The sequence below is a fragment of the Williamsia serinedens genome (assembly GCF_024171725.1).
In the GTDB taxonomy this organism is placed as follows: domain Bacteria; phylum Actinomycetota; class Actinomycetes; order Mycobacteriales; family Mycobacteriaceae; genus Williamsia_A; species Williamsia_A serinedens.
On record NZ_JAMTCG010000006.1, the window covers coordinates 271,247 to 295,040 of the forward strand.

29 protein-coding genes and 1 riboswitch are annotated in these 23,794 nt (G+C 70.0%); of the genes, 16 read left to right on the top strand and 13 right to left on the bottom strand.

Translation table 11 applies throughout. The annotated features are described in order from the left end of the window. Nucleotides 1–26: 26 nt before the first annotated feature. The 4 genes from LX12_RS17170 to nth are packed head-to-tail and all read right to left on the bottom strand — an operon-like array spanning nt 27 to nt 3,359. Nucleotides 27–1,223, bottom strand: coding sequence for a MarP family serine protease (locus LX12_RS17170; RefSeq protein ID WP_253655796.1), 1,197 nt, complete (start codon nt 1,221–1,223; stop codon nt 27–29). Further along, nucleotides 1,220–1,987, bottom strand: coding sequence for an NUDIX hydrolase (locus LX12_RS17175; protein ID WP_253655797.1), 768 nt, complete (start codon nt 1,985–1,987; stop codon nt 1,220–1,222). The genes LX12_RS17170 and LX12_RS17175 overlap by 4 nt, the downstream gene beginning before the upstream one ends. Beyond that, nucleotides 1,984–2,673 carry a TlpA family protein disulfide reductase gene (locus tag LX12_RS17180; protein WP_253655798.1) on the bottom strand — a complete coding sequence of 230 codons (690 nt, stop codon included), beginning with the start codon at nt 2,671–2,673 and terminating at the stop codon, nt 1,984–1,986. Before LX12_RS17180 ends, LX12_RS17175 begins: the two co-directional genes overlap by 4 nt. A gap of 5 nt (nt 2,674–2,678) precedes the next feature. Then, a complete protein-coding gene (gene nth / locus LX12_RS17185; protein WP_253655968.1) occupies nt 2,679–3,359 on the bottom strand; it encodes an endonuclease III in 681 nt (226 codons plus the stop codon). Nucleotides 3,360–3,597: 238 nt separating this feature from the next. Here nth and LX12_RS17190 point away from each other — a divergent pair, with 238 nt between their 5' ends. The 3 genes from LX12_RS17190 (at nt 3,598) to LX12_RS17200 (ending at nt 6,127) form a co-directional block, all read left to right on the top strand. Further along, nucleotides 3,598–3,855, top strand: coding sequence for a hypothetical protein (locus tag LX12_RS17190; RefSeq protein ID WP_253655799.1), 258 nt, complete (start codon nt 3,598–3,600; stop codon nt 3,853–3,855). Between the two features lie 144 nt (nt 3,856–3,999). Next, nucleotides 4,000–4,674 (top strand): Crp/Fnr family transcriptional regulator, encoded by a 675-nt coding sequence (locus LX12_RS17195; protein ID WP_253655800.1) that lies wholly within the window; start codon nt 4,000–4,002, stop codon nt 4,672–4,674. A gap of 25 nt (nt 4,675–4,699) precedes the next feature. Then, a complete protein-coding gene (locus LX12_RS17200; protein ID WP_253655801.1) occupies nt 4,700–6,127 on the top strand; it encodes an amidase in 1,428 nt (475 codons plus the stop codon). A 72-nt stretch (nt 6,128–6,199) separates the two neighbouring features. Here the strand turns inward: LX12_RS17200 and LX12_RS17205 are convergent, their stop codons facing one another. Beyond that, nucleotides 6,200–6,805: a cold-shock protein gene (locus LX12_RS17205; protein WP_253655802.1), complete on the bottom strand. Its 606-nt coding sequence runs from the start codon at nt 6,803–6,805 to the stop codon at nt 6,200–6,202. 62 nt (nt 6,806–6,867) lie between these two features. After that, complete coding sequence (gene nicT / locus LX12_RS17210; RefSeq protein WP_253655803.1) at nt 6,868–7,959, bottom strand: Nickel transporter NicT; 1,092 nt, start codon at nt 7,957–7,959, stop codon at nt 6,868–6,870. 94 nt (nt 7,960–8,053) lie between these two features. Here nicT and LX12_RS17215 point away from each other — a divergent pair, with 94 nt between their 5' ends. Beyond that, a complete protein-coding gene (locus tag LX12_RS17215; RefSeq protein ID WP_253655804.1) occupies nt 8,054–8,911 on the top strand; it encodes a Gfo/Idh/MocA family protein in 858 nt (285 codons plus the stop codon). Nucleotides 8,912–9,103: 192 nt separating this feature from the next. Here LX12_RS17215 and LX12_RS17220 read toward each other — a convergent pair whose 3' ends face one another. Next, complete coding sequence (locus LX12_RS17220; protein ID WP_253655805.1) at nt 9,104–9,718, bottom strand: uracil-DNA glycosylase; 615 nt, start codon at nt 9,716–9,718, stop codon at nt 9,104–9,106. Between the two features lie 100 nt (nt 9,719–9,818). Between LX12_RS17220 and LX12_RS17225 the strand changes: the two genes are divergently transcribed. The 9 genes from LX12_RS17225 to LX12_RS17265 all read left to right on the top strand — a co-directional run bounded on the left by LX12_RS17225 (nt 9,819) and on the right by LX12_RS17265 (nt 16,968). Then, nucleotides 9,819–11,228, top strand: a complete 1,410-nt coding sequence (locus LX12_RS17225; RefSeq protein ID WP_253655806.1) for a chloride channel protein — start codon at nt 9,819–9,821, stop codon at nt 11,226–11,228. Between the two features lie 26 nt (nt 11,229–11,254). Further along, a complete protein-coding gene (locus LX12_RS17230; protein WP_253655969.1) occupies nt 11,255–12,196 on the top strand; it encodes a LysR family transcriptional regulator in 942 nt (313 codons plus the stop codon). A 7-nt stretch (nt 12,197–12,203) separates the two neighbouring features. Then, nucleotides 12,204–13,301, top strand: a complete 1,098-nt coding sequence (locus tag LX12_RS17235) for a sulfite oxidase (protein WP_253655807.1) — start codon at nt 12,204–12,206, stop codon at nt 13,299–13,301. 63 nt (nt 13,302–13,364) lie between these two features. Next, nucleotides 13,365–14,543 carry a TDT family transporter gene (locus tag LX12_RS17240; RefSeq protein WP_253655808.1) on the top strand — a complete coding sequence of 393 codons (1,179 nt, stop codon included), beginning with the start codon at nt 13,365–13,367 and terminating at the stop codon, nt 14,541–14,543. Nucleotides 14,544–14,594: 51 nt separating this feature from the next. Further along, nucleotides 14,595–14,906, top strand: coding sequence for a hypothetical protein (locus LX12_RS17245; protein ID WP_253655809.1), 312 nt, complete (start codon nt 14,595–14,597; stop codon nt 14,904–14,906). 3 nt (nt 14,907–14,909) lie between these two features. Next, nucleotides 14,910–14,981: riboswitch (Fluoride riboswitch) on the top strand. A gap of 17 nt (nt 14,982–14,998) precedes the next feature. After that, nucleotides 14,999–15,490, top strand: coding sequence for a fluoride efflux transporter FluC (locus tag LX12_RS17250; RefSeq protein ID WP_253655810.1), 492 nt, complete (start codon nt 14,999–15,001; stop codon nt 15,488–15,490). Continuing rightward, nucleotides 15,487–15,855, top strand: a complete 369-nt coding sequence (crcB, locus tag LX12_RS17255) for a fluoride efflux transporter CrcB (protein ID WP_253655811.1) — start codon at nt 15,487–15,489, stop codon at nt 15,853–15,855. Before LX12_RS17250 ends, crcB begins: the two co-directional genes overlap by 4 nt. 73 nt (nt 15,856–15,928) lie before the next feature. Continuing rightward, entirely contained in the window at nt 15,929–16,405 is a 477-nt protein-coding gene (locus LX12_RS17260; protein ID WP_253655812.1) for a universal stress protein, read from the top strand. Then, nucleotides 16,402–16,968, top strand: coding sequence for a histidine phosphatase family protein (locus LX12_RS17265; RefSeq protein WP_253655813.1), 567 nt, complete (start codon nt 16,402–16,404; stop codon nt 16,966–16,968). The genes LX12_RS17260 and LX12_RS17265 overlap by 4 nt, the downstream gene beginning before the upstream one ends. Before the next feature lie 12 nt (nt 16,969–16,980). On the opposite strand, the gene LX12_RS17270 is transcribed toward LX12_RS17265, so the two are convergent. Genes LX12_RS17270 through LX12_RS17280 form a run of 3 tightly spaced genes read right to left on the bottom strand, consistent with a single transcriptional unit; the run spans nt 16,981 to nt 19,375 of the window. Further along, complete coding sequence (locus LX12_RS17270; protein ID WP_301284723.1) at nt 16,981–17,841, bottom strand: 2,3-bisphosphoglycerate-dependent phosphoglycerate mutase; 861 nt, start codon at nt 17,839–17,841, stop codon at nt 16,981–16,983. Beyond that, nucleotides 17,727–18,986: a phosphopyruvate hydratase gene (eno, locus tag LX12_RS17275; protein ID WP_253655815.1), complete on the bottom strand. Its 1,260-nt coding sequence runs from the start codon at nt 18,984–18,986 to the stop codon at nt 17,727–17,729. Before eno ends, LX12_RS17270 begins: the two co-directional genes overlap by 115 nt. After that, nucleotides 18,983–19,375 carry a DUF5313 family protein gene (locus LX12_RS17280; protein WP_253655816.1) on the bottom strand — a complete coding sequence of 131 codons (393 nt, stop codon included), beginning with the start codon at nt 19,373–19,375 and terminating at the stop codon, nt 18,983–18,985. The genes eno and LX12_RS17280 overlap by 4 nt, the downstream gene beginning before the upstream one ends. 149 nt (nt 19,376–19,524) lie before the next feature. Between LX12_RS17280 and LX12_RS17285 the strand changes: the two genes are divergently transcribed. Further along, nucleotides 19,525–20,376, top strand: coding sequence for an MBL fold metallo-hydrolase (locus LX12_RS17285; RefSeq protein ID WP_253655817.1), 852 nt, complete (start codon nt 19,525–19,527; stop codon nt 20,374–20,376). 10 nt (nt 20,377–20,386) lie between these two features. Here the strand turns inward: LX12_RS17285 and LX12_RS17290 are convergent, their stop codons facing one another. Together LX12_RS17290 and sp36 are read right to left on the bottom strand one after the other, a co-directional pair. Next, nucleotides 20,387–20,860: a RidA family protein gene (locus tag LX12_RS17290; RefSeq protein ID WP_253655818.1), complete on the bottom strand. Its 474-nt coding sequence runs from the start codon at nt 20,858–20,860 to the stop codon at nt 20,387–20,389. Between the two features lie 3 nt (nt 20,861–20,863). After that, entirely contained in the window at nt 20,864–21,028 is a 165-nt protein-coding gene (gene sp36 / locus LX12_RS17295) for a Sp36 family protein (RefSeq protein ID WP_253655819.1), read from the bottom strand. Nucleotides 21,029–21,149: 121 nt separating this feature from the next. On the opposite strand from sp36, the gene bagA reads away from it, so the two are divergent. Both bagA and bagB read left to right on the top strand, forming a co-directional pair. Beyond that, complete coding sequence (gene bagA / locus LX12_RS17300; protein WP_253655820.1) at nt 21,150–22,172, top strand: ATPase BagA; 1,023 nt, start codon at nt 21,150–21,152, stop codon at nt 22,170–22,172. 1 nt (nt 22,173) lies between these two features. Beyond that, complete coding sequence (bagB, locus tag LX12_RS17305; protein ID WP_253655821.1) at nt 22,174–23,268, top strand: ArsA family ATPase; 1,095 nt, start codon at nt 22,174–22,176, stop codon at nt 23,266–23,268. 7 nt (nt 23,269–23,275) lie between these two features. Here bagB and LX12_RS17310 read toward each other — a convergent pair whose 3' ends face one another. After that, nucleotides 23,276–23,590, bottom strand: coding sequence for a WhiB family transcriptional regulator (locus LX12_RS17310; protein WP_253655822.1), 315 nt, complete (start codon nt 23,588–23,590; stop codon nt 23,276–23,278). Nucleotides 23,591–23,794 lie beyond the last annotated feature (204 nt).

Genomic DNA, 23,794 nt, shown 5'->3' on the forward strand with positions numbered 1-23,794 from the left:
GGGCTCGGCGCCGCCGGCGGATCAGCTCAGGCGTTCACGCAGGACCGGGTGTCGACGGGCTCGGTGAGGTTCTCCGAGCGCGCGAGGTCGTCGGAGACCTGCTTGGCCGTCAGCACGAACCCCGTCTCGCTGCTGGTGTCCTCCGCGGCCCCGAACACGACGCCCAGCACGCGGCCGTCGGTGTCGATGAGCGGTCCGCCGGAATTGCCCTGCCGGATGGACCCGCGGACGGTGTACACCTCGCGGCGCACCTGGCTGTCGCGGTAGATGTCGGGACCGGACAGGTCGACGACCTCGCGGATCCGCTCGGGACTCGCGGTGAACGGGCCGGCCTCGGGGTACCCGAGCGCGATCGCGTCGTCGCCGGTGGACGCGGGACGGTCGACGAACTGCAGCGCGGGCGCGGTGAGCCCGGGGACGTCGAGGATCGCGATGTCCGTCGACGGGTCGAACAGCACCACGGTGGCGTCGAGCGTGCCGTCGTTCGACTCGACCCGCAGCGTGCGCGTCCCCGCGACGACGTGGGCGTTGGTCATCACGCGCTCGGGCGAGACCACGAACCCGCTGCCCTCGAGCGCCTGGTTGCAGCTCGGCGCGACGCCTTCGATCTTGACCACGCTCGGGCGCACCGACGAGACGACGGGCAGCGTCGTCAGGCCCTGGTCGGGCGGGTCGACCGAGACGATCGGGGTCCGGCCGAACGGCCCGATGACCTGCGGGAGGCCTGAGTCGTCGAGCAGGGCGCTGAAGTCGCTGGGGAGGTCGCGCAGCCACTGCGGGGCGACGTCGTCGACGCCGCCGAGCACCTGCGACCCCCGCACCGCCGACGCGATCTGCGGCTCGGCCGAGCTGCTCACGGGGATCGCCAGCAACCACGCCGCGATGAGCACCGCGACGGCCTGCAGCACCGACCCGATGACACTGTCGACCCGCCGCACGCCGACCGAGCGGATGACGCTGCGGGCGGCGCGACCGAGCACCATCCCCGCCGCCTCACCGACGAGCACGAGGGCGACGAGCAGCGCGACGCCCACGAGCAGCCGCCAGCGGCGGTCGTCGATCTGACCGATCACCGTGGGCGCCAGCATGATGCCGGCGATCGCCCCGAGGAGCACGCCGACGAACGCGAGCGCCGACGCGACCGCGCCCTGCCGGTACCCCGATCCCGCGGCGAGCAGCGCGATGACCACGACGACGATGTCGACCCAGGTGGAGCCGCTCATCGTTGTCCCGCCTTCGTCAGTTCGTCGTTCAGGTCACGGATGTCGTCGGCGTCCCACGGTCGGGTCCAGCCCCCGGCGTCGAACAGTGCGGCGAGCAGCCCGCCGGTGAAGCCCCACACCAGCATCCCGTCGACGGCGAACGCCGGTCCGCGGTAGACGCGACCGCCCATCACCGATCGCTGGACCTGGAACCGGTGCGCGGGGTCGAGGAGATCCGCGAGGGGCACCCGGGTGACCCGGGCGGTCTCGGCGGTGTCGACGACGCGGACCGGCGTCGCCTCCGGCGACCACGCGAGCACGGGGACGACGTCGAACCCGGACGGCGGGACCGGGAACGACCGCAGCCGCGCCACCGGCGTCACGTCCTCGGCGATCAGACCGGTCTCCTCGGTGGCCTCGCGCAGCGCGGTGCCGATCGGGTAGTCGTCGCCGGGGTCGCGCGCACCGCCGGGGAACGCGACCTGACCGGCGTGGTTGCGCAACGTGCTCGCCCGCTGGGTCAGCAGGACCGCGGCGTCGGCGGGCGGGGTGGCGTCCTCTCCGAACCCGCCCGTCATCGCGATCAGCACCGCCGCCGCTCGACGGCCGGGCTTGAGCGCGGCCAGGAAGCGGGTCCGGTCGCCGCCGCGGTTCTCGACCGCCGATGTCACCGCGTCGACGTCGGCCGCGAGCGACCGGAGCCACGGCGGGATGGTGTCGAGAGGGACGAGCGGGCCCGGGGTGTCCCCGGCGTCCGACTCGTCCGGCACCGACGGGCCGCTCACACGCGGACGCCGAGATCACGGGCGACGGCGTCGGCGACGTCCTGTTCGCCCTCGAACACCGTCGGGAGGACCTTCGCGACGGTCCCGTCGGCACGGACGAGCACCGACACCGGGAACACGCGCGGGATGCCCAGGGCCGCGGCGACGCGGGCGTCCGAGTCCACGACGGACGGCAACCGCACGCCGATCTCGGTGAGCAGCGCCAGGGCGAGCACCGGGTTCTCCGATCCCTCCTTCGCCTGCACTGCGAGGACGGTCATCGACGAGCCCGCGCGTCGTGCGAAGGACTCGATCGTGGGCAGTTCGCGACGGCAGGGCAGGCACCACGGCGCCCAGAAGTTCACCAACATCGGCCTGCCCGCGGTCGCGGCCCCGAGGTCGACCTCGCCGGGCGCACCGAGGCACGGCGCGGTGACCCCGCGCAGCACCGACGACGCGGGCGCGGCACCGGTGCCGACGGGACACGGCGCGAGGGCGGCGCGTGACCGCGCGGCGGCGAGGTCGTCGGGACTCACCGACGCCGTCGCACCGGGGATGGGTCCGGCGCTCTGTGCCGTCCCACCGGCGTCGAGGGAACTGCCGCCCCCGCCGCGGGGCCAGATGGCGACGATCAGCGCCACGACCACGACCAGCAGGACCACCGACCACCGAGCCGACGCGGGGATCCGCGACAGACGTGAGGACACCGGCGTCACACCCCGGCCAGCGCGAGCAGGTGCTCGGTCTCGGGACCCTTGACCAGGGCTGCGGCGACCTGCGGATCGGTGGGCCCCTCGCCGAACGACGGGCAGTCGGCGGCCAGCACGCACACCCCGCAGGCGGGCTTCTTGGCGTGGCACACACGGCGGCCGTGGAAGATCACACGATGCGACAGGTCGGTCCAGTGCCTGCGCTCGACGAGCTCGCCGACGGCGTGCTCCACCTTGACGGGATCGGTCTCCTCGGTCCACCGCCAGCGGCGCACCAGACGTCCGAAGTGGGTGTCGACGGTGATCCCGGGGACGCCGAACGCGTTGCCGAGCACCACGTTGGCCGTCTTGCGACCGAAGCCGGGCAGCGTCACGAGGTCCTCGAGCCGGCCGGGCACCTCCCCGTCGAACCGCTCGAGCAACGCCTGCGCGAGGCCCATGATCGACGTGGCCTTGTTGCGGTAGAAGCCGGTGCTGCGGATGTACTCCTCGAGCTCGGTGCGATCGGCGCCCGCGTACGCCTGCGCGTCGGGATACCGGGCGAACAGCGCCGGGGTCACCATGTTGACCCGGACGTCGGTGCACTGTGCGGACAGGATGGTCGCGACCGACAGCTCGAGCGGCGTCGTGAAGTCGAGTTCGCAGTACACGTGCGGGAACGCGACCTGCAGTGCCCGGTCCATGCGTCGCGCGCGGCGCACCAGCCCGGTCCGTGTCTCGGTCCCCTTCTCGGCTGCGGTGCGGCGCCGGGACGCCGGCCTGCGCGCGGGCGCGGAGGGCGCGCTGTCCGGCTCGTTCACGGCGACCAGACTACTGAGGGCGCCTGAAGGGGAGTTCAGGTGCGGCGCCGGAGGTAACACTTGTGTTCCGGAGGGCGTTTTCGTTGCCTCGCCGAGACCTGCGATGTGTTTACTGCAAGCCATGCACGGACTGGCCGTACTGCTCTTCCCGGCAGTGCTCATGCTGTTCGCCCTCGCCATGGAACGCATGGAGAACGGGGTCGACCAGAACAGCGTGCACCGCGAAGAGGTGGAGGAGTTCCTCGCCGGAGCCGCCACCCCCGACGCCCTGCCCACGCCCGCCGACGACGAACTCGCGGGTCGCCGCGACACCATCGAGTTCGACGTCCCGTCGTCGTTCGGACACGCCGTCGAGGTCCCGGTCCACCGCGCGGGCTGATCGCCACACACCCACCGCGTCGGGTTCACCGCCTCCCCGGGCTGTTTGGTCGTAGACTTCACATGCCCGCGAGTGACACAGTCAACACTTCGCGGCGACGGGCGTGCGACGACACCGCCGCCGAACGCGATGAAAGGGACGTACGTGGAGGAAGTACTCGCCAGGGCCGGCATCTTCCAAGGGGTCGAGCCCAGTGCGGTGGCCGCGCTCACCAAGCAGCTGCAGCCCGTCGACTTCCCGCGCGGCCACGTCATCTTCAACGAGGGCGAGCCGGGTGACCGGCTCTACATCATCCTCAGCGGCAAGGTGAAGGTCGGACGCCGTTCCGCCGACGGTCGCGAGAACCTGCTGACGATCATGGGCCCGTCGGACATGTTCGGTGAGCTGTCGATCTTCGACCCCGGCCCCCGGACGTCGTCGGCGACGACGGTCACCGAGGTGCGCACCGTGTCGATGGACCGCGACGCGCTGCGAGCGTGGATCGCGGATCGCCCCGAGATCGCGGAGCAGCTGCTGCGCGTCCTGGCGCGGCGCCTGCGTCGCACCAACAACAACCTCGCCGATCTCATCTTCACCGACGTCCCGGGTCGCGTGGCCAAGCAGCTGTTGCAGCTCGCGCAGCGTTTCGGCACGCAGGAGGCGGGCGCCCTGCGCGTCACGCACGACCTCACCCAGGAGGAGATCGCCCAGCTGGTCGGCGCCTCCCGCGAGACCGTGAACAAGGCACTGGCGGACTTCGCCCAGCGCGGATGGCTGCGACTCGAGGGCAAGAGCGTCCTCATCGCCGACTCCGAGCGTCTGGCCCGTCGCGCCCGCTGACGCCACGCCGGACCGGGTGACAGCGGTGTCCGGCGTGTGGATCCGTGACGCCTCGGCCACGGAGATCGCCGCGGCGATCCGTGCCGGTGAGGTCACCTCGCGGCAGGTGGTGCGGTTCCACGTCGACCGGCTGCGCGCCGGCTCGGCACTCACCTCCGTCGTCGCCGATCGGTACGACGCCGCTCTCGACGAGGCCGACGCCGTCGACGCTCGGATCGCGGCCGGCGAGTCACCCGGCGGTCCGTTGGCCGGGGTGCCGTGCACGGTCAAGGAGTCGATCCCGGTCGTCGGGATGCCGCACACCGCGGGGCTCGCGAGCCGTCGGTGCATCGTCACGACCGACGACGCACTCGCGGTGCGTCGACTACGCGACGCCGGGGCGATCGTCCTCGGCGTCACCAACACCGCCGAACTGTGCCTGGGCATCGAGAGCACCAACAGCGTCCACGGACGGACCCGTAATCCGTACGACGAGCGTCGGGTGTCGGGAGGGTCGTCGGGCGGCGAGGGCGCCGCGATCGGCAGTGGCGGCAGCCCGTTCGGACTCGGTGGCGACACCGGCGGGTCGATCCGGATCCCGTCGTTCTACTGCGGGGTGTTCGGGCACAAGCCCTCCCCCGGCCTGGTGCCCGCGAACGAGAGCGTGCCGTCGCTCGCCGGTGACGCCGAGCTCGACACCCTGGAGACGTTGGGGCCCATGGCCCGTCGCGCGACCGACCTCATGCCGCTGCTGCGGATCCTCGCCGACGACGACGGGACCCGCTGCGGTGACGTCGATTCCGTCGACCTCGCCGGTCTGACGGTGGTGGTCCCGACGCGCTCGTCGTTCGTGCGGCCGATGAACCGCGCCGTGCGCGACGCGCGGGATTCCGCAGGCCGCAGCCTCGCCGACGTCGGGGCCGACGTGCGATGGCAGCCGATGACGGCGATGCGGCGGGTGATCGCGAGCTACCTGATGGAACTGCGGCGCCACGCAGGCATGCCGGTGATGTCGCTGTTCGATTCGCTGTCGGAGACACCGGGTCGCCACCTCACCCCGGCGGTCCTCCGCGCCGACAGCCTCCAGCTGCGATTGGCGATGATCGGCGATCGCATCCCGGAGCTGCTGCCCAAGCCCGGTCGTGACCTCCTCGACCGGTTCGCGCGCGACCTGAAGGACGAGGTGTTCGGCGCCGTCGGCGACGGCGTCATGCTGCACCCGCCGCTCCCGGCCCCCGCGCCGCTGCACCACGGGACCCTGGCGCGCCCATGGCTGTTCGGCGGGGCAGCCATGTTCAACATGCTCGGGATGGCCGTCACCGAGGTACCCCTCGGCTTCGACCACCGCGGTCTGCCCGTCGGCGTGCAGGTGGCCGCCGCGCCCGGCAACGACCACGTCACCATCGCCGTCGCCCACCACCTCGAGTCGGTCTTCGGCGGCTGGGTCGCACCCGAGGACGTCACCCGCGCCTGAGATCTGTCCCGACAGCACCCTCCGACGGCACAACGTCATCGGACCGGCCTGTGGGGACAGATCTCGGCAGCGTCAGGCCTGATCGACGACGGCGACGTCGGAGGCGCGGAACGAATAGCCGTCCTGATGCGCCGGCTCCCAGTCGAACTCGACGCGCTGGTCGCGGACCAGTGAGCGGTAGCCGTCGCCGCGGATCTCGCTGAAGTGGGTCCATGCGCCACCCGGGGTCTCGGGCGCCTCGACGACTCCCCATCCCTCCTCCGGCCGCCACACGACGACGACTCCCGTCGAGCGCCGTAGCGGAGGCCGGGGTGGAACGGGCGGCAGATCGTTCGGGTCGACCTCACGCATGATCGCGACGCCGTCCTCGCGCGTGGCACTCATCCACAGCGCGGACCGGAAGGCACCCGTGGACGGAGAGTCCGGACCGTCACACCGGCACGGCCACACGTCGGTGACCTCGTACCCGTCGCCGTCGTCGTCTCGCCGCCAGTAGAAGTCGACGGGCTCGCCCGCCTCGAGGCCGTGCATCCCCATACCGTCTGGGGAGTCGACGGTGATCGCCTCGCACCGGATCGACCACCCGGACACCACGACTCCGCCCGGGATGTCGGACGAGTCGATGATGCCCTGGCCCTCCTCGAAGTCCCAGGAGCGGATGGTGCCGGTGCTCCTCATGCGGCAGAACCTTAGACGGAGACGGTTGCATCGTCGCCGGGTTTTTCCGAAAGGGGTCGGCGTCAGCCCGCGCCGGGGGTCCATCGGCGTTCGATGTCACCGAAGCGCCAGATCGCGGCGGCGAGAAGCCAACTGGCGACGAACAACCCGACGACGATGTAGCCGACGTACTCCAGATCGATCGCACCGATCCAGGCGAGCGGACCCGATGTGACGCCCAACTTCTCGGCAAGCAGGCCGATCAGCTCGATGCCGCCGATGCCCAGTGCGACCGCCACCGACAGCGCCGTGACGGTGACGTTGTAGAAGATGCGGCGGGCGGGCCGCGCGTGCGCCCAACCGTAGGCGTAGTGCATGACCGCGCCGTCGATGCTGTCGAACAACGACATCCCGGCCGTGAACAGCACCGGCAGCGTGAGGATCGCGTACCAGGGCAGACTGACCGCGGCCGTACCGGCGAGCACGAGCAGCGACACCTCGGTGGCGGTGTCGAACCCCAGCCCGAACAGCAGCCCGACGGGGTACATCTGCCACGGTGCGCGGATCACCCCGAGGAACCGGCCGACGACCCGGTTGATCGCGCCGCGCTCGTTCAGTCGGGCGTCGAGCTGCGCCTCGTCGAACGCGCCGTGCCGCATGTCGCGCACGATCTGCCGGATCCGCAGCAGCACGACGAGATTGAGCACGCCGATCACGATGAGGAACACGCCCGACACGCTCGTGCCGAAAACACCGGTCACCGACTGCAGCGTCGACGACTCGTCGTCGACCTGCGACGCGAGGGCGCGCACTCCGGCTGCCAGCAGCACGCAGAGGCCGAACACGATCGTCGAATGGCCGAGAGAGAACCAGAACCCGACCGTCAGCGGCCGACGCCCGTCGACGACGAGCTTGCGGGTGGTGTTGTCGATGGCGGCGATGTGGTCCGCGTCGAACGCGTGACGCATCCCGAGCGTGTACGCCGTGATCCCCAGCCCGATCCCGAACACCGCACCGCCGGTCATCCGGTGATCCCCCGACGCCACCGCCACCAACGAGGCGAACCCGACGACATGCAACGCGACCACGACCACCGCCATGCCGATCAGCGGCCGCAGATCCGACCGCAGGAACCCGCCTAGGGGTGGGACCGGCGTCTGCACGGTCGTCGTCATGGTTCTCGCTTCCGTCGTCGGCCTGCGAGATTCGTAGCACCTCACGCGTCGTGACGCATGCCGGACGCGGCCACCGCGGCGATACGCTCGGCGCATGCGTATCGCCGTCGTGGGCGCCGGCCCCTGGGCGCTCGAGACCCACTACCCGGCCCTCCTCGCACATCCTGACGTGGAGGTGGTCGGCGGATGGACCCGACGACCGGAGGCTGCGGCCGACCTGCCCGTCGATCGGTTCGACACCGTGGAGGCCATGCTCGACGCGACCGACGCCGTGAGCCTCGCCGTGCCGCCCGACGCGCAGGCGGGGATCGCGCTGCAGGCCATACGAGCGGGCAAGCACGTCATCCTCGACAAGCCGATCGCCGGCTCGGTCGAGCAGGCCGCGGAACTCGCGGACGCCGTCGACACCGCAGGCGTCGCGTCGATCGTCACGTTCACGCGTCGCTTCGCACCCGAGACCCGTGCGTTCCTCACGGCGGCACAGGCCGGTTCGTACGGCGGCGGTCTCGGCCGGTGGGTGTCGGGCGCACTGCTGGGCGGCCGCTACTCGTCGTCGCAGTGGCGCAAGGACGGCGGGGCGCTGCTCGACGTCGGACCGCACGTCGTCGATCTTCTCGACGCGGCACTCGGCGAGATCGTCGAGGTGATCGACGCCCGGCTCGTCCCGGACGATCTGTGGCACATCACGTTCCGACACGAGACCGGTGCGACGTCGGCGGTACAGCTGTCGCTGCGTGTCCCGGCCCGCCCGACGGTGACGGAGTTCTCGGTCCACGGACGCGACGGCGTGGTGACGCTCACCGACCGGTCGACGTCGTCGGTCGACTGCTTCACGACCCTGATCGACGAGTTCCTCGCGTCGGCGCGTGACGGCTCGCGACATGAGTGCGACGTCCACCGCGGCCTGCACATCCAGCGCATCCTGGGCCGCGTCCTCGACGCGGTCGGATGACGACGGACCCCCTGACGGCCTGGGCGCGTCAGGAGGTCCGTCGGTCCGTTGACGCCGACCCGCTCCGGTCGGGGGTCGAGAGCGGGGCGATGTCACCGGCTGTCCGCTGGTGCGAACGAGGACGAACGTATGGTCCGACCCTGACGATCGGATGCGACGAGCCTGTACGGCCGCTGTGCGTTCGGGCGGACGTCACGCCAGATGGTCTCGCGCCGCGCCGAACGCCACCCCGATGCGCCGGATGGCGTCGTCGCGGCCGCGCGTGTTGCGTTGCGACGGATGCGGGGCGGACACCACCGGCAGGAGGGGTCGCCCGGGCGCGGCGGTCAGATACGCCATGTACCCGGCGAGCGCAGGACGCCCGAGGGTGAGCACGACCTCGACAGCCGTCGCGACGGACAGGACCTCCTGCAGCATCGCACCCGCCTCGGCCAGCTCACCGGCGTCGGGAGTGCGGGCCCGGCCGGCGTCGTCGAGCACCGCCCAGGGCACGATGTTCCACTTCAGGCAGTCCGCCCGCGCCGGACCGTGCTCGTCGCGCAGCGACGAGAGCAGGCGGTTGCTGGAGTCCGGGTTGTCCTCCGAGCAGAACCCCGTGCCCCCGACCCGCATCGTCCTGGGCGCCGGCGACTCCATCAGGATCAACACCCGCGCGAGGACGCCGCCGTCATCAGGATCGAACCAGGGCACTGCGGGATGAACGCCACGCCAGTCGTCGACCAAGGCGTTCAGGGGTGCGACGTGCCGATCGCGGACACGGGCTCGTTTGTCCTCGATGCGGCCCCTCGCCGCGGCGTCGTCGACCATCCGTCGATGCTGCCACGCGGCATGATCGCTGGCGTGCGCGACGGCACTGCGGCGAGAATGACGGGGTGAACTCCGATGGGCCCACGGAACTTGAGCGGACGTGACGTCGTATGAACGGCAGCGGCGGCCCGTCCCGCTGCTGAAGAAGCGGCTGCCGTCCGGACAGGGGTCCACGGTCCAGCCGAACGTGACCAGCGACGGAGATACGCCCCTCACCGTCCGGTTCTGGGTTCTCGTCGCTCTGGTCGGGGTCGTGTCCGGTGTCGTCGGTAGCGCGCTCATGAAGCTGCTGTTCGCCGTGGAGCATCTGGCGTTCGGTGTCGGCAGCGACGGCCAGGGATTCACTGCAGCGGTCGAACGCGCGAGCGGATGGGAGCGTGCGACCCCGGTCCTCATCGCCGGGGTGATCGGTGGTGTCGGCTGGTATCTGCTGCGGCGATTCACACCCGGGATGTCATCGGAGGCCGATGCCGTGTTGTGGGCCGGCACCGACCGCCTCTCCTTCCGCCGCAGCGCGGGGACATCCGTGCTGTCCGAGGTCGTCATCGGCCTCGGCGCATCTCTGGGTCGCGAGGCCGCCCCGAAGTTGATGGGTGCGGTGGCGGGCGGTCTCATCGGCGAATGGGCTCGACTGACAGACCCCCAACGCCGCCTGCTCATCGCCTGCGGAGGCGGCGCGGGTCTGGCTGCCGTCTACAACGTGCCGCTCGGCGCCGCCCTGTTCACCGCAGAGGTGTTGATCGGATCGGTGACACTGACCACGGTGATGCCCGCGGTGGGATGCTCGGCCGTCGCAGCTGCGGTTGCGTGGGTTTTCCTGTCCGACGAGCCGATCTATCCCGGTGTCGTCGACCACGCCGTCGATGGCCGGCTGCTCGTGTGGGCGGTGATCGGGGGTCCCGTCATCGGCGTGTTGGCTGCCCTCTACATCCGCGTGATCGGCTGGATCTCCTTCCATCAGGCCCGTGGGGCGTGGGTGATCGTGGCGATGCCGGTGGTGTTCGCCGGACTGGCGGGTCTGGCGGTCGTCTATCCGCAGCTCTACGGCAACGGTCGGTCGATCGCTCACGACGCGTTTCTCGGCCTCGGAAGCCTAGGCGTCCTCGCAGCCCTCGCCGTGCTCAAGCCGGTCGTGACAGCCCTCTGCCTCGGGGCGGGCGCGTCCGGTGGCCTGTTCACCCCGGTGCTGTGCACCGGTGCCGCGATCGGCGCGGTCGGTGGGGTGCTGTTCGGACATCTGTGGCCCGGGAGTCCGATGGGCGCCTACGCGATGATCGGGGCGGCCGCCATGATCGGAGCTGCCATGCAGGCACCCTTGGCGGGGCTGGTGCTGGTGGTCGAACTCACCCACAGCGGGTTGCCCATCATGGTGCCCATGATCATCGCGACAGTGCTGGCGACGGCGGTCACCCGCCGCATCGACGGCTACTCGATCTACTCTGCGCGCATCGCGGGTCAGGCGCCCGTCGACCCCGTGCTGTCTCGCCCGTCCGGTGGTGACCCGCGGTGACCGAGGACCGTCGGCTGAGCCCCCGCATGCCCGATCTCGCCGCGCTCGAACTGCTCGCCGCCGTCGCCCGCACCGGCAGTCTCGGTGCTGCCGGACGCGAGTTCGGGATGACGCAGCAGGCGGCCTCGGCACGAGTTCGGTCGATGGAGGCCCAGACCGGCGTCGTACTGGTGCGGCGATCTCCTCGGGGATCGACCCTCACCGAGCACGGGGCCCTGGTCGCCGAGTGGGGCACCGCGGTGCTCGCCGCCGCCCATCGCGTCGACACCGGCCTGGCCGGCATCCGCGGGGAGTCGCGTGACCACCTCACCGTGGTCGCCAGCCAGACGATCGCCGAGCAGCTCCTGCCGCGATGGTTGGTGTCCTCACGCGCGGCCGCCGTCGATGCGGGCCTGACCCCGCCCGAGGTGACCCTCACCGCGAGCAACAGCGACGGCGCCGTCGACGCGGTTCGTGGCGGTCGAGCCGACCTCGGCTTCGTCGAGGCACCGGACGTGCCGTCGGACGTGCGCGACCGGGTGGTCGCCCACGACGAATTGGTGGTGGTCGTCGCGCCGACGCATCCATGGGCCGCGCCCGAGACCACCGTCGACGCGGCGACCCTCGCTCGCACACCCCTCATCACCCGCGAGGCCGGGTCGGGGACTCGGCTGTTCCTCGACGCCGCGCTGCGGACCGTGAACGGCCCGGACCGCACGCCCGTCGCCCCCGCCGCCGAGATGCCGACCGCGTCGGGGGTGCGCGCTGCCGCCGCGGCCGGGACCGGGCCCGCGGTGATCAGTCGACTGGCCGTCGAGGACGACCTCGCGATGGGTCGCCTCGTGTGTGTCCGGACGGCGGGACTCGACCTGCACCGGCCGTTGCGTGCGATCTGGCTGGGAGGGGCGACCCCACCCGCCGGTCCCGCCCGCGATCTCGTGGAGCACATCGGCCACAGCACGCACACGATCCGCAGAACGGGGAGATGATCTGACCATGTGGAACAAGCGCGCCGACACGGTCGTACACGAGACCGAGCCCTACAACGCCGAACCGACGCCCACCGCGCTCGCCGAGGGATTCCTCACCGACGAGGACGTGTTCTACAGCCGCAACCACGGCCCGATCCCCGACATCGATCCGGCCGGGTGGCGGCTCACGGTGGCCGACGGCCACGGGATGAGCCGCTCGTTCTCGCTCGTCGAGCTCCGAGAGGAGTTCGACGAGATCTCCGTCGTCGCGACGTTGCAGTGCGCCGGCAACCGGCGCGCCGGACTCATGGCGGTACGCGAGATCCCCGGCGAGGACCCGTGGACCCAGTGCGCGACGTCGACCGCACGGTGGAACGGCGTGGCCCTGGCCGATCTACTCCGATCGTGCGGCGTCGAGGAGAACACCCCGGGCCACGTCGAGTTCGTCGGCCCCGACGTCTCCGATCTGGCGACACCGCCACAGCGGTACGGCAGCTCGATCGAGCTGACCAAGGCGATGTCGGCGGAGACGCTGCTGGCGTGGGGTATGAACGGGCAACCGCTCCCCCGGGTGCACGGCGGCCCCGTACGCGTGGTCGTGCCCGGTTACATCGGAGCGCGATCCGTCAAGTGGGTCGACGAGATCACGCTGCGAGACAGCCCGTCCGACAACTGGTTCCAACGTGTCGCCTATCGGGTGCTCCCCTCCGACGCCGACCCCGACTCGGCGGGACCGGGCGACGGGATCTCACTCTCGTCGGTCGCGCTCAACTGCGACTTCCTCCATCCCGACCCGACGACGACCATCCACGGGGACGAGGTGCGGGTCGGTGGGTACGCGTTCGCCGGCGACGACCGAGCGGTCTCGCGCGTGCAGGTGTCCACCGACGACGGCGCGACGTGGATCGAGGCGGAACTCGCGGAGTCGCAGGGCCGGTGGGCGTGGCGCCATTGGTCGGCGGTCGTACCGCTCGACGCGCCCGAGGTGGAGCTGTGTGTCCGCGCCTGGGACGGCGCCGCGGCCACGCAACCGGCCTCGGCGGCCGAGCTGTGGAACCCCAAGGGGTACGTGAACAACTCGTGGGGCCGGCTCACCCTGCACCGGCCCCCAGCCACAACCTGAGTTTGTGACCTGACAACGCCGCGGTCTCTACCTGCGCGGATGGCGCGCGCCGAGACTTGTTGCATGACCACCGCCACACGCTCCCATCTGCTGACGACGGCCCGTCCCGCACGCCGAGCCGCGTCCGCGCCGCAGCGGCTGCCCCGCGTGTTCGGCGATCTCGGTCGACCCGGCCAGATGCTCGAGCACATCACCCCCAATTGGTACGCCTCGGTGATGGGGACCGGCATCGTCGCGAACGCGGCCGCCACCCTGCCGCTGCAGGTCACCGGCCTGCACACCTTCGCCACCGTGGTGTGGCTCATCGCCTCGACCGCGCTGGTCGCGCTGACCGTCGCCTTCGCCGCGCACTGGACGCTGCACCGCGGTCACGCCCGCGCCCACGCCGCACACCCGGTGATGTCGCAGTTCTACGGCGCGCCACCCATGGCGATGCTCACCGTCGGGGCCGGGGCCATCACTCTGGGACCGCCACTCATCGGCTCGAGTGCCGCGGTGTGGATCGACGCGGTCCTGTGGACCGCGGGCACACTCACCGGCCTGGCGACCAGCGTGTGGATCCCCTTCCGCATGATCACCACCCACGACCACGACTCGGCCATGGCCCTGCCGGCCTGGCTGATGCCGATCGTCCCCCCGATGGTCTCGGCGTCGACCGGTGCGCTCCTGCTCGACCACGTCCCCGCAGGCCAGCCGCGACTGGCCCTGATCGCGGCCTGCTACGCCATGTTCGGCCTGAGCCTGTTCCTCGGGATGATCACCATGACGATGATCTACTCACGGCTCGTCCACGGCGGGATGCCCGCAGTCCAGGCCGCCCCGACCGTGTGGATCACCCTCGGGATGATCGGCCAGTCGATCACCGCCACCAACCTGCTCGGCACCCACGCGGCAACGGTGTTCGTCGGGAAGCAGGCCATCGTCGCGACCGGACTGCACGTGTTCGGCATCGCCTACGGATTCGCCATGGGCGGCTTCGGGATCCTGATGTTCGCACTCGCCACCATGCTCACCGTGCACGTAGCACGCCGCGGCCTGAGCTTCTCGCTCACCTGGTGGAGCTTCACCTTCCCCGTCGGCACCTGCGTCACCGGCGCGACCGCCCTCGGCACCGCAGCCGGCATCTCGGTGATCCACGCGATGGCGGTCGCCCTGTACGTGGTCCTGCTCGGCGCCTGGGCAACAGTCGCCACCCACACCATCCGCGGGACGATCACAGGACGAGTCTTCCTGCCCGCCTGAGCGGGCATACTGACCGGATCCACAGCGACACCCTGTCGAGAGGACACAGCCATGAGCGAGACCCAGCGTCGCCTCCAGCGTGAGCGGCGGACCGTCCCGGTGATGTGGGCGGCCATCACGATGGCAATGGCCGGGATGGTGACGTCCTGCCTGGCGCTGATGGCCCTGGCGGGCGGCGAGACGGTCTTCTGGGTGGTCATGGCGATCGTCACGGTCGGGCTCTTCGGAGGCGCTTACGGGTTCTACCGCTTCGACCGGAAGACCACGGAGGACCCATCGACCCGTCGCGACATCGTCCGCGCGCGCAGGGCGAAGTATCTCAGCGCGTACGGCCGCGGCAGGAGGGGCAAGGAATCGCGCTAAGGTGTTCACCACGGCGATGGATCCCGCCGGAGCACATGCTCGACCCGCCGGACGGCTGATGGTTCCTACCCAGGTCGATGACGGGTGGGCAGATGGTTCGAGATGACCCCGGGCGGTTCGATTCTCTTCCGATCGATCCCGACTCCGAGGCTCCGCCGGGTCGGCGATTCCACCTGACGGGCGAGGCACTGCTCCTCGTCCTGGTGGGCGGCGCGGTGGGCACAGCTTCGCGCTACGGGGTAGAGCTGCTTCTCCCGCACAGGGGAGTCGGTTGGCCCACCGGCACCTTCGTGATCAACCTGGTCGGCGCTGCCCTCCTGGGCGCCCTGCTGGAATCCCTCACCCGGCTGGGTCCCGATTCCGGATGGCGACGACGAGCGCGCGTGCTCGTCGGGACCGGCGGGTGTGGCGCCTTCACCACCTACAGCACACTGGCTCTCGAGACATCGCTTCTCGCCCGTGACGGTGCGACGGCCACTGCTGCCGGGTATGCGATCGGCAGTGTCATCGGGGGCATCGTCGCCGCCTGGCTCGGCATCGTCCTCGCCGCCTCCGTGGCCCGACGATCGGAGGCCGGGTCGTGACCGTCGTGCTCACCGTCCTCGCCGGCGCCGTCGGTGCGGTCGCACGCTTCGTCGTCGATGCCGAGATGAAATCGCGGTGGAAGTCGACCGTGCCGTGGGCGACGATCGGCATCAACGTCAGCGGATCGTTCGTCCTGGGTGTCCTGGCGGGGGTCGCGATGTTCCACGCCGCGGCACCCGCGTGGCAGACCGTGCTCGGTACCGGTTTCTGCGGCGGCTACACGACATTCAGCACAGCCAGTTTCGAGAGCGTCCGGCTCGTGCAACAGCGGGAGCATTCCGCTGCCGCGATCAACATCGTCCTGACGCTCGGCGCATCGCTGGTCTCCTGCGCAGCAGGCCTGTTCGCGGCGTCCGCGCTGTGAGGACCGATTGGGCATCAGGAAGGACCGCACTGTGAACGGCAACCCACCTCTCGACATCGAACGCCATCGAACCGTGACGAGCGGAACCGGACACGAGAGCACCACGACGTCGTTGGTGGTCGGATGGGACCACGAGTCCGCCAGCGGGTCGGCACTCACGTTCGCGATCGACCTCGCCGCCCGGCTCGACGCCCACCTGCACGTCGTGCACATCGTCGACATCGACGACCTCCCCGTCGACCCTGACTCACCGGATTGGGAGGACGAGGTCCGCCGAGCACTGGACCGACAGGCGCACGACGCGATATCCGCACTCGCCGGCGTCACCAGAGGGTGGACCTATCACTGCGCCCACGGCGACCCCGCACGGCTTCTCACGGAAGTCGCACACGACAGCGCCGCGCTGATGGTCGTCGTGGGATCACCGCACAGTGGCCTGCGCTCCTTCCTGGAGTCGCTCGGGTCTCCGTCGGTCATGCACGACCTGATAGGTCGCCACGACCTCCCCACCCTCGTGGTGCCACGCGACACCGACGAGGATGATCGATGACCCGGCTCATCTTGGTCCGGCACGGACGCACCGTCCTCAACGCCGAGGACAGGCTCCGCGGTCTCGCCGACCCCGAACTCGACGATGTCGGTGTGGCACAGGCGCAATCCGCGGCAGAGCTGATCGTCCGCGCGGCCCCCTCCGCCGTGTGGACGAGTCCGCTGGACCGCGCGGTGCGGACCGGACACATCGTCGCCACGGTGTGTGGCGTCGAGCAGCATTCCGACGCACGGTTGAACGACCGTGACTACGGCCGCTGGACCGGTGTGCTGCGTTCGGAGGTCATCGAACGGTTCGGACAGATCGACTCCGCACCGGGGGTCGAGCCGCGGGCAGACGTCCTCGCGCGGTCATGGCCCGCGGTGGAGGACGCCGCGAGGAGTTCGGACGACGGACCCGTGGTCCTGGTCAGCCACGACGCCGTGTTGCGTCCGATCCTGGAAGCGATTGCCGGCACAGCGATTCCGGAACCGATAGCGCCTGGGTCCTGCCACATCATCGCAGTCGACGGCGGTCGATGGTCGATCGAGGCGTTCGACTGGGGCAGCCCTAGCGGCCACTGAGAGGGCGACCGCTCAGAGGACGACACCACGATCCCCGGCGTGTTCGGCGCCGCCGATGAGCCGACCTCCGCGAACAACAGGCCGCATGTCGGCGTCGAAGTCGTACACCAGCGGAACGCCTGTTGCCACACGGCATCGCGAGAGTTCGGTCTGATCGAGCGTGTCGATGGTGACCATCAGCGCACGCAGCGAATTGCCATGGCCGACGACAACGACAGTCCTGCCCGCCTCGAGGTCGGAGCGCACCTCGTGCTCCCACACACGTCGCGTCCTGACCACGACGTCACCGAGGCTCTCGCTGAGAACCCCCAGTGTGGACAGGCGATCGCACGGCCATCGATCACGTGTCAGGCGGGCGAGATCCACCGCAGTCAACGGTGGTGGTGGCGTGGACAGGGAGTTGCAGAACTCCCCGAACAGCGTGTCCCCGACCTCCGCGTGCACCTGCGACTTCGATCTCCCCGTGAGCGAGCCGTAGTGCCTCTCGTCGAGATCGCGGCGGTGCTCGATCGTGACACCCCCGCCGACCCGGCCGATCTCGCCCACGACCGACGCCGCGGTCTCCGAGCACCTCGCCAGAGTCGACGTGTACACGACCTCGGGGATGATCCCGGCGTCGACCAACGTCCGCCCGAGGTGGCCGGCGTCGACGCGCCCGCGAGCGGAGAGCGACACGTCGAGCCATCCGGTGAACACCCCAGCCGCATTCGCGACACTCTCGCCGTGTCGCGCCAGCACCAACCGAGCGCGCGAACTCCTCAGGAGAGGCACCCGTAGCCGAATGACGGTTCCGACGCGGCGATCTCGAGCAGGCGGTTGTACTTGGACACACGCTCCCCCCTGGCCGGCGCGCCCGACTTCAGCTGGCCGCATCCGCTCGCCACCGCCAGGTCGGCGATGAACGCGTCCGGGGTCTCGCCGGACCGGTGACTGATCATGGCCGCGAAGCCGCGGTCTCGGCACACGGCCAACGCAGCTGACGTCTCGGAGACGGTCCCGATCTGGTTGACCTTGATGAGGGCCGCGTTCGCCACACCCGCGTCGGCTGCGGCAGCGATGGTCTCCGCGTCGGTCACGAAGATGTCGTCACCGACGATCTGGACCGAGTTCCCCAGGCGCTCGGTGAGCAACTTCCAGCCGTCATCATCGCCCTCCGCGCATCCGTCCTCGATCGACCAGATCGGAAAGGCGTCGACCAGATCCGCGTAGAGATCGACGAGGTCGGACGAGGACAACCTCTGTCCGGCCACCTCGTAGGTGTCACCGTCGTGGAAGCCGTTCGCCGCGGGATCGATCGCGATGCACACACCGTCGCGGCCGACCGACAGTCCGGCGGACTCGACGGCTCCCACGAGAAGCCCGCACGCCTCGAGGGGGTCGTCGATCGCCGGCGCGAAACCGCCCTCGTCCCCGAGACCCGAGGACAGCCCGGCACGGCGAAGTTCGGACCGCAACGCCGCGTACACCTCCGCACCCCACCGCAGCCCCTCCGAGTAGTCGGTCGCACCCAGAGGGGCGATCATGAACTCCTGGAAGGCCAGTCCGTTGTCGGCGTGGGCGCCGCCGTTCAGGACGTTGAAGTGGGGGACCGGCAGACAGGGCTGGGTGTCGTCCGGCGAGAGGAACCGGTAGAGCGGGACAGACGCATCACGCGCGAACGCTCTGGCCGCAGCCATCGACACCCCGACGATCGCGTTGGCACCGAGACGCGACTTGTTCGGCGTACCGTCCAACCTGCACAGGGCGCGGTCCACCTGCTGCAGGTCCGACCACTCGCGACTGGTCAGCAGATCGCGGATCTCCGTCTGGACATTTCTCACCGCTGTCGTCACACCGCGGCCTCCGAAACGGTCAAGGTCGCCGTCGCGGACCTCCACGGCCTCTCGCGACCCGGTCGACGCACCGGCGGGCACACCCGCGACGAATCGTCGCCCCGACCCGTCCGTCACCGACACGCTGACGGTGGGTGCCCCACGAGAATCCAGGATCTCGGCTGCGTCGACATGCGTCAGTCTCACGACACGGTCCGATATTCATGCTCGAAGCTGCGCCGCTCGGCGTCGTGGCGCGACCGCTCGTGCGACGTCATCAGATCCGACGGGAGTCCGTGCGCCCTCAGCCGCCCCTCTCGTTGCGGCTTCATGTACGCGACGGTGTAGAAGGTGCCGAGGATGGCACCGAGCGCCAACGTCGCGAGGCGGAGCACCCACGGCCCCGGGAGGAACAACGCCGCGACGAAGAACGGCGAGAACACCAATTCATTCCGCAGTATGTGTCGAACGGCGGCGTGCGGTCCCGTCAGATCGTTGCGCACCCAGTCGATCTGCTCCGGCGGGAGAGTCCTGCCGACGACGTAACCGAGCCACTGCGCGACGCCGGGCCGGTTCATGGTTCCCACGTCGCTCACCTCCTCCTCGACAACGGATGTGCTGACCTCTCGATGGTGCGCGTCGTGCTCGCCTCAGCGGAAGTGGCAAACCGTTGTGCACTGACAAGGTGAGGTTGTGGCCCTGTGACACAGACATTCCCCGACCGATCGGAGGTACGCTCCGGCGAATGGGCACATCGCAGCATCCCGCCTATGGGATCCGCCGCGCAGTATCCGATTTCGCCTCGGTGATCCTGTGCGACAACCCGGGGATGATGGAACTCGACGGCACCAACACGTGGATACTGCAGGCCCCCGGGAGCCGGGAATGTGTCGTCGTCGATCCCGGGCCCCGCCGCCATCGCGACCACCTCTCCGCCGTCGCCGACGCCGGAGAAATCGCACTCGTACTGATCACACACCGCCACGGCGACCACACCGACGCCGTGAAGCGGTTCCGGAAGATGACGAAGGCACCGGTGCGCGCACGCACCGCCGAGTTCTGCCGCGGTGCCGCGCCACTCTCGGACAGGGAGATCATCGAGGTTGCAGGTCTACGGATCACCGTTCTCCTCACACCCGGCCACACGGCCGACTCGACGAGCTTTCTCGTCGAACACATGGCACACGGCGATCCGTCCGTGATCGTCGCCGAGCCACCGAGAGTGCTCGGACGAGCGATGGTCACCGGCGACACCATCCTGGGCGCCGGGACGACCGTCCTCGACCCGACGGACGGGACACTGGAGGATTACCTCCATTCCCTGAACCGACTCATCGTGGAGGGCGACGGTTGCGCCCTCCTCCCCGGCCACGGACCCGATCACCCTGAGCTGATCCCGATCGCCCGCTACTACAAGAAGCATCGGGAGGACCGTCTCGACGAGATCCGCCGTGCGCTGACCGAGATGGGTACGACCCCGGACGCGGCCAAGCCGATGCGGGTCGTGCGCAAGGTCTATCGCGACGTGGACAAGAAGCTCTGGCCTGCGGCCCGCATGTCGGTCAAGGTGCAGCTGACCTATCTGCGCTCGAACTGATCGACGGTGTTCAGTCGGCCGCGACCTCGACGATCAGTTCCACCTCGACGGGTGCGCCGAGGGGCAGTTCGGCGACACCGACAGCCGACCGCGCGTGATGGCCGGCGGTCCCGAAGATCTCGCCGATCAGGTCCGATGCGCCGTTGAGCACACCGGGCTGCCCGGTGAACCCGGGCGCCGACGCGACGAAGCCGACTACCTTGACGACGCGCACGACCGAATCGATGCCGACGAGTCCATGGACCGCGGCGAGTGCGTTCAGCGCGCACAGCCGAGCGGCCTCGGTCGCCTGCTCGGGACGGATGACGCCCTCGGCGCCGTCGGACACCTTGCCGTGCAGGGTCAGCTCACCGTCGGCCATCGGGAGCTGACCGGAGGTGTAGACGAGCGACCCCGTCTGCACCGCGGGGTAGTAGACCCCGAGCGGCGCGACGACCTTGGGCAGCTCGATGCCGAGCTCGGACAGCCGCTGCGACCAGCTCACCGCTCAGCCCTTCGGGCGCTTGAGGTAGGCGACGTGCTGCTCACCGGTCGGGCCGGGAAGAACACTCACCAGTTCCCACCCGTCGGTGCCCCACGTGTCGAGGATCTGCTTCGTGGCGTGGGTCAGCAGGGGGACGGTCGCGTACTCCCAGCGGGTGAGCTCACTCATGGCGCTCACCCTATCCGGCGGGCGTGCCCCGCATCACCCGCCGATCGGTGATCAGCGCACCTCCCGCGTCGATATCCTCGGGGACGTGGTCCCACAACCCGCGACCGATCCGCAACGAGGCGTGACCGATCTCCACAAGGACGTCACCGCGTCCGGTGACGCCTGGCCCGAGAGCGCGCGCACCGCACGTCTGCACTTCGTGTCGGGGAAGGGTGGCACGGGCAAGACGACGCTCGCGTCGGCGCTCGCCCTGGCGCTCGCGAACGAGGGCAAGAAGGTGCTTCTCGTCGAGTGCGAGGGCCGTCAGGGCATCGCCCAACTCTTCGACCTGCCGCCGCTGCCGCCGACCGAGACCAAGATCGCGACCGCCGAGGGCGGAGGACAGGTCCACGGCCTCGCCCTCGACATCGAGCACGCCCTGCTCGAGTACCTCGACATGTTCTACAACCTCGGTTTCGCCGGCCGCGCGATGCGGCGGATCGGCGCGATCGACTTCGTCACCACGGTGGCGCCGGGCCTGCGCGACGTCCTCATCACCGGCAAGGTGAAGGAGTGCGTCATCCGCGTCGACGACCGCGGACGCCCCGTGTACGACGCGGTCGTGGTCGACGCGCCACCGACCGGCCGCATCGGCAACTTCCTCGACGTCACCACCGCCATGCGCGATCTGACGAAGACCGGACCCATCCGGAACCAGAGCGAGGGCGTCGCCCAACTGCTGCACTCGGAGAACACCGTCGTCCACCTCGTGACGCTTCTCGAGGCGATGCCGATCCAGGAGACGGTCGAGGCCGTCGCCGAGCTGCGCGGCAAGGACCTCCCGGTCGGGGCGCTCATCGTCAACCGCGTCGCGCCGCCGCACCTGTCGGAGGACCAGATCGACGCGGTCGCCGAGGGCGACGTCGACGGCCCCGCACTCGCCGACGCGCTCACGGCGTCCGGGCTGACCGTCACCGACGCGGATCTGCAGGGTCTGCTGACCGAGTCCATCGAGCACGCCAGCCGGGTGCAGGCCCAGCAGGTGGCCAAGGCCCAACTCGACGAGATCGACATCGCCGCGGTCGAGATCCCCTCCTTCGACGACGGCGTCGACCTCGGCCGCGTCTACGAGATCGCGGCACTGCTGCGACAGGCAGGTGCGTGACATGGCAACCCAGAAGCTCCGGATGGGCAGCGTCCTCGCCGACAGCGCGACCCGCGTCGTAGTGTGCTGCGGCGCCGGCGGCGTCGGCAAGACGACCACCGCGGCCGCGATGGCCGTGCACGCTGCCGAGCAGGGACGCCGCGTCGTCGTGCTCACCATCGACCCGGCGCGCCGCCTCGCGCAGTCGCTCGGGATGACGGAGCTGACGAACACCCCGCAGCCCGTCAGCATCGAGGGCGCGGGCTCGCTCGACGCGATGATGCTCGACATGCGGCGGACCTTCGACGAGATGGTGACGCAGTACTCGTCGCCCGATCGCGCCGAGGCGATCATGAACAACCCCTTCTACCAAACGGTGGCCACGTCGTTCTCCGGCACGCAGGAGTACATGGCGATGGAGAAGCTGGGGCAGCTGATCGCGCTCGACAAGTGGGATCTGATCGTCGTCGACACCCCGCCGTCGCGGAACGCACTCGACTTCCTCGACGCACCGGCACGGCTCGGGTCGTTCCTCAGCGGGCGTCTGATGAAGGTGTTGCTCGGCGGCGGTCGCGGCGTCGGCCGTGTGGTCACCGGAGTCGTCAGCCTGGCGATGCGAGGCGTCTCGACGATCGTCGGCGGCGACACCCTGCGCGACGTGTCGACGTTCGTGCAGTCGCTCGACGCGATGTTCGGTGGGTTCCAGGACCGCGCGACGACGACCTACAACCTGCTCAAGCGCCCCGGCACCCAGTTCGTGGTGGTGGCCTCGGCCGAACCCGACGCGCTGCGGGAGGCCGCGTTCTTCGTCGAGCGGCTGTCCGAGGAGTCGATGCCGCTGGCCGGTCTCATCCTCAACCGCACGCACCCGAACCTGACGTCGGTCAGCGCCGATGCGGCCCGATCAGCGCTGGAGTCGGCGACCGATCCGCTCGCGCGCGCGGTGCTCGCGATACACGCGGAGCGGACCACCACCGGTCGGCGCGAACTCCAACTCCTCCAGCGGTTCACCTCGTCGCACCCGGGGGTGCCGATCGTCGGTGTGCCGTCGCTGCCGTTCGAGGTGGCCGACATGACCGCCCTGAAGGCGGTCGTCGAGCAGATCGTCGCGGAGTAGCGGTCGGTCAGACGGCGTCGGCGTGACGCCGGCGCTGCAGTTCGAAGAACTCGCCCCACGAGGTGACCTCGGGGTGCTGGCGCAGGAGCGCGCGACGCTGACGCTCGGTCATGCCGCCCCAGACGCCGAACTCGACGCGGTTGTCGAGGGCGTCGGCACCGCATTCGAGCTGTACCGGGCAGTGACGGCAGATGGTGGCCGCCTTGCGCTGCGCGGCGCCGCGCACGAACAGTTCGTCGGGGTTGCCTCCGCGGCATCGCGCCTGGGACACCCACGCCAACCGTGCTTCCGCTTCTCCGGTGGACACTGCCGCGTTGGCCATCATCGAACCCCTGTCTGCGGTGGTCGAACACGTCGCCGACGATCGTGCGTCACTTTCGCGGGCAACTGTTACGTGAGTCACATTCGGTACATCAATCTAGGTATTGGCGTCCGCTAGCGTCAAGTCCGGAAATGGGACCGCCGTGCAACCCGGATCGAGACGGGCGTGCCGCGCGCCCGTGATCGCCGCGTCGACGGGGCCTCT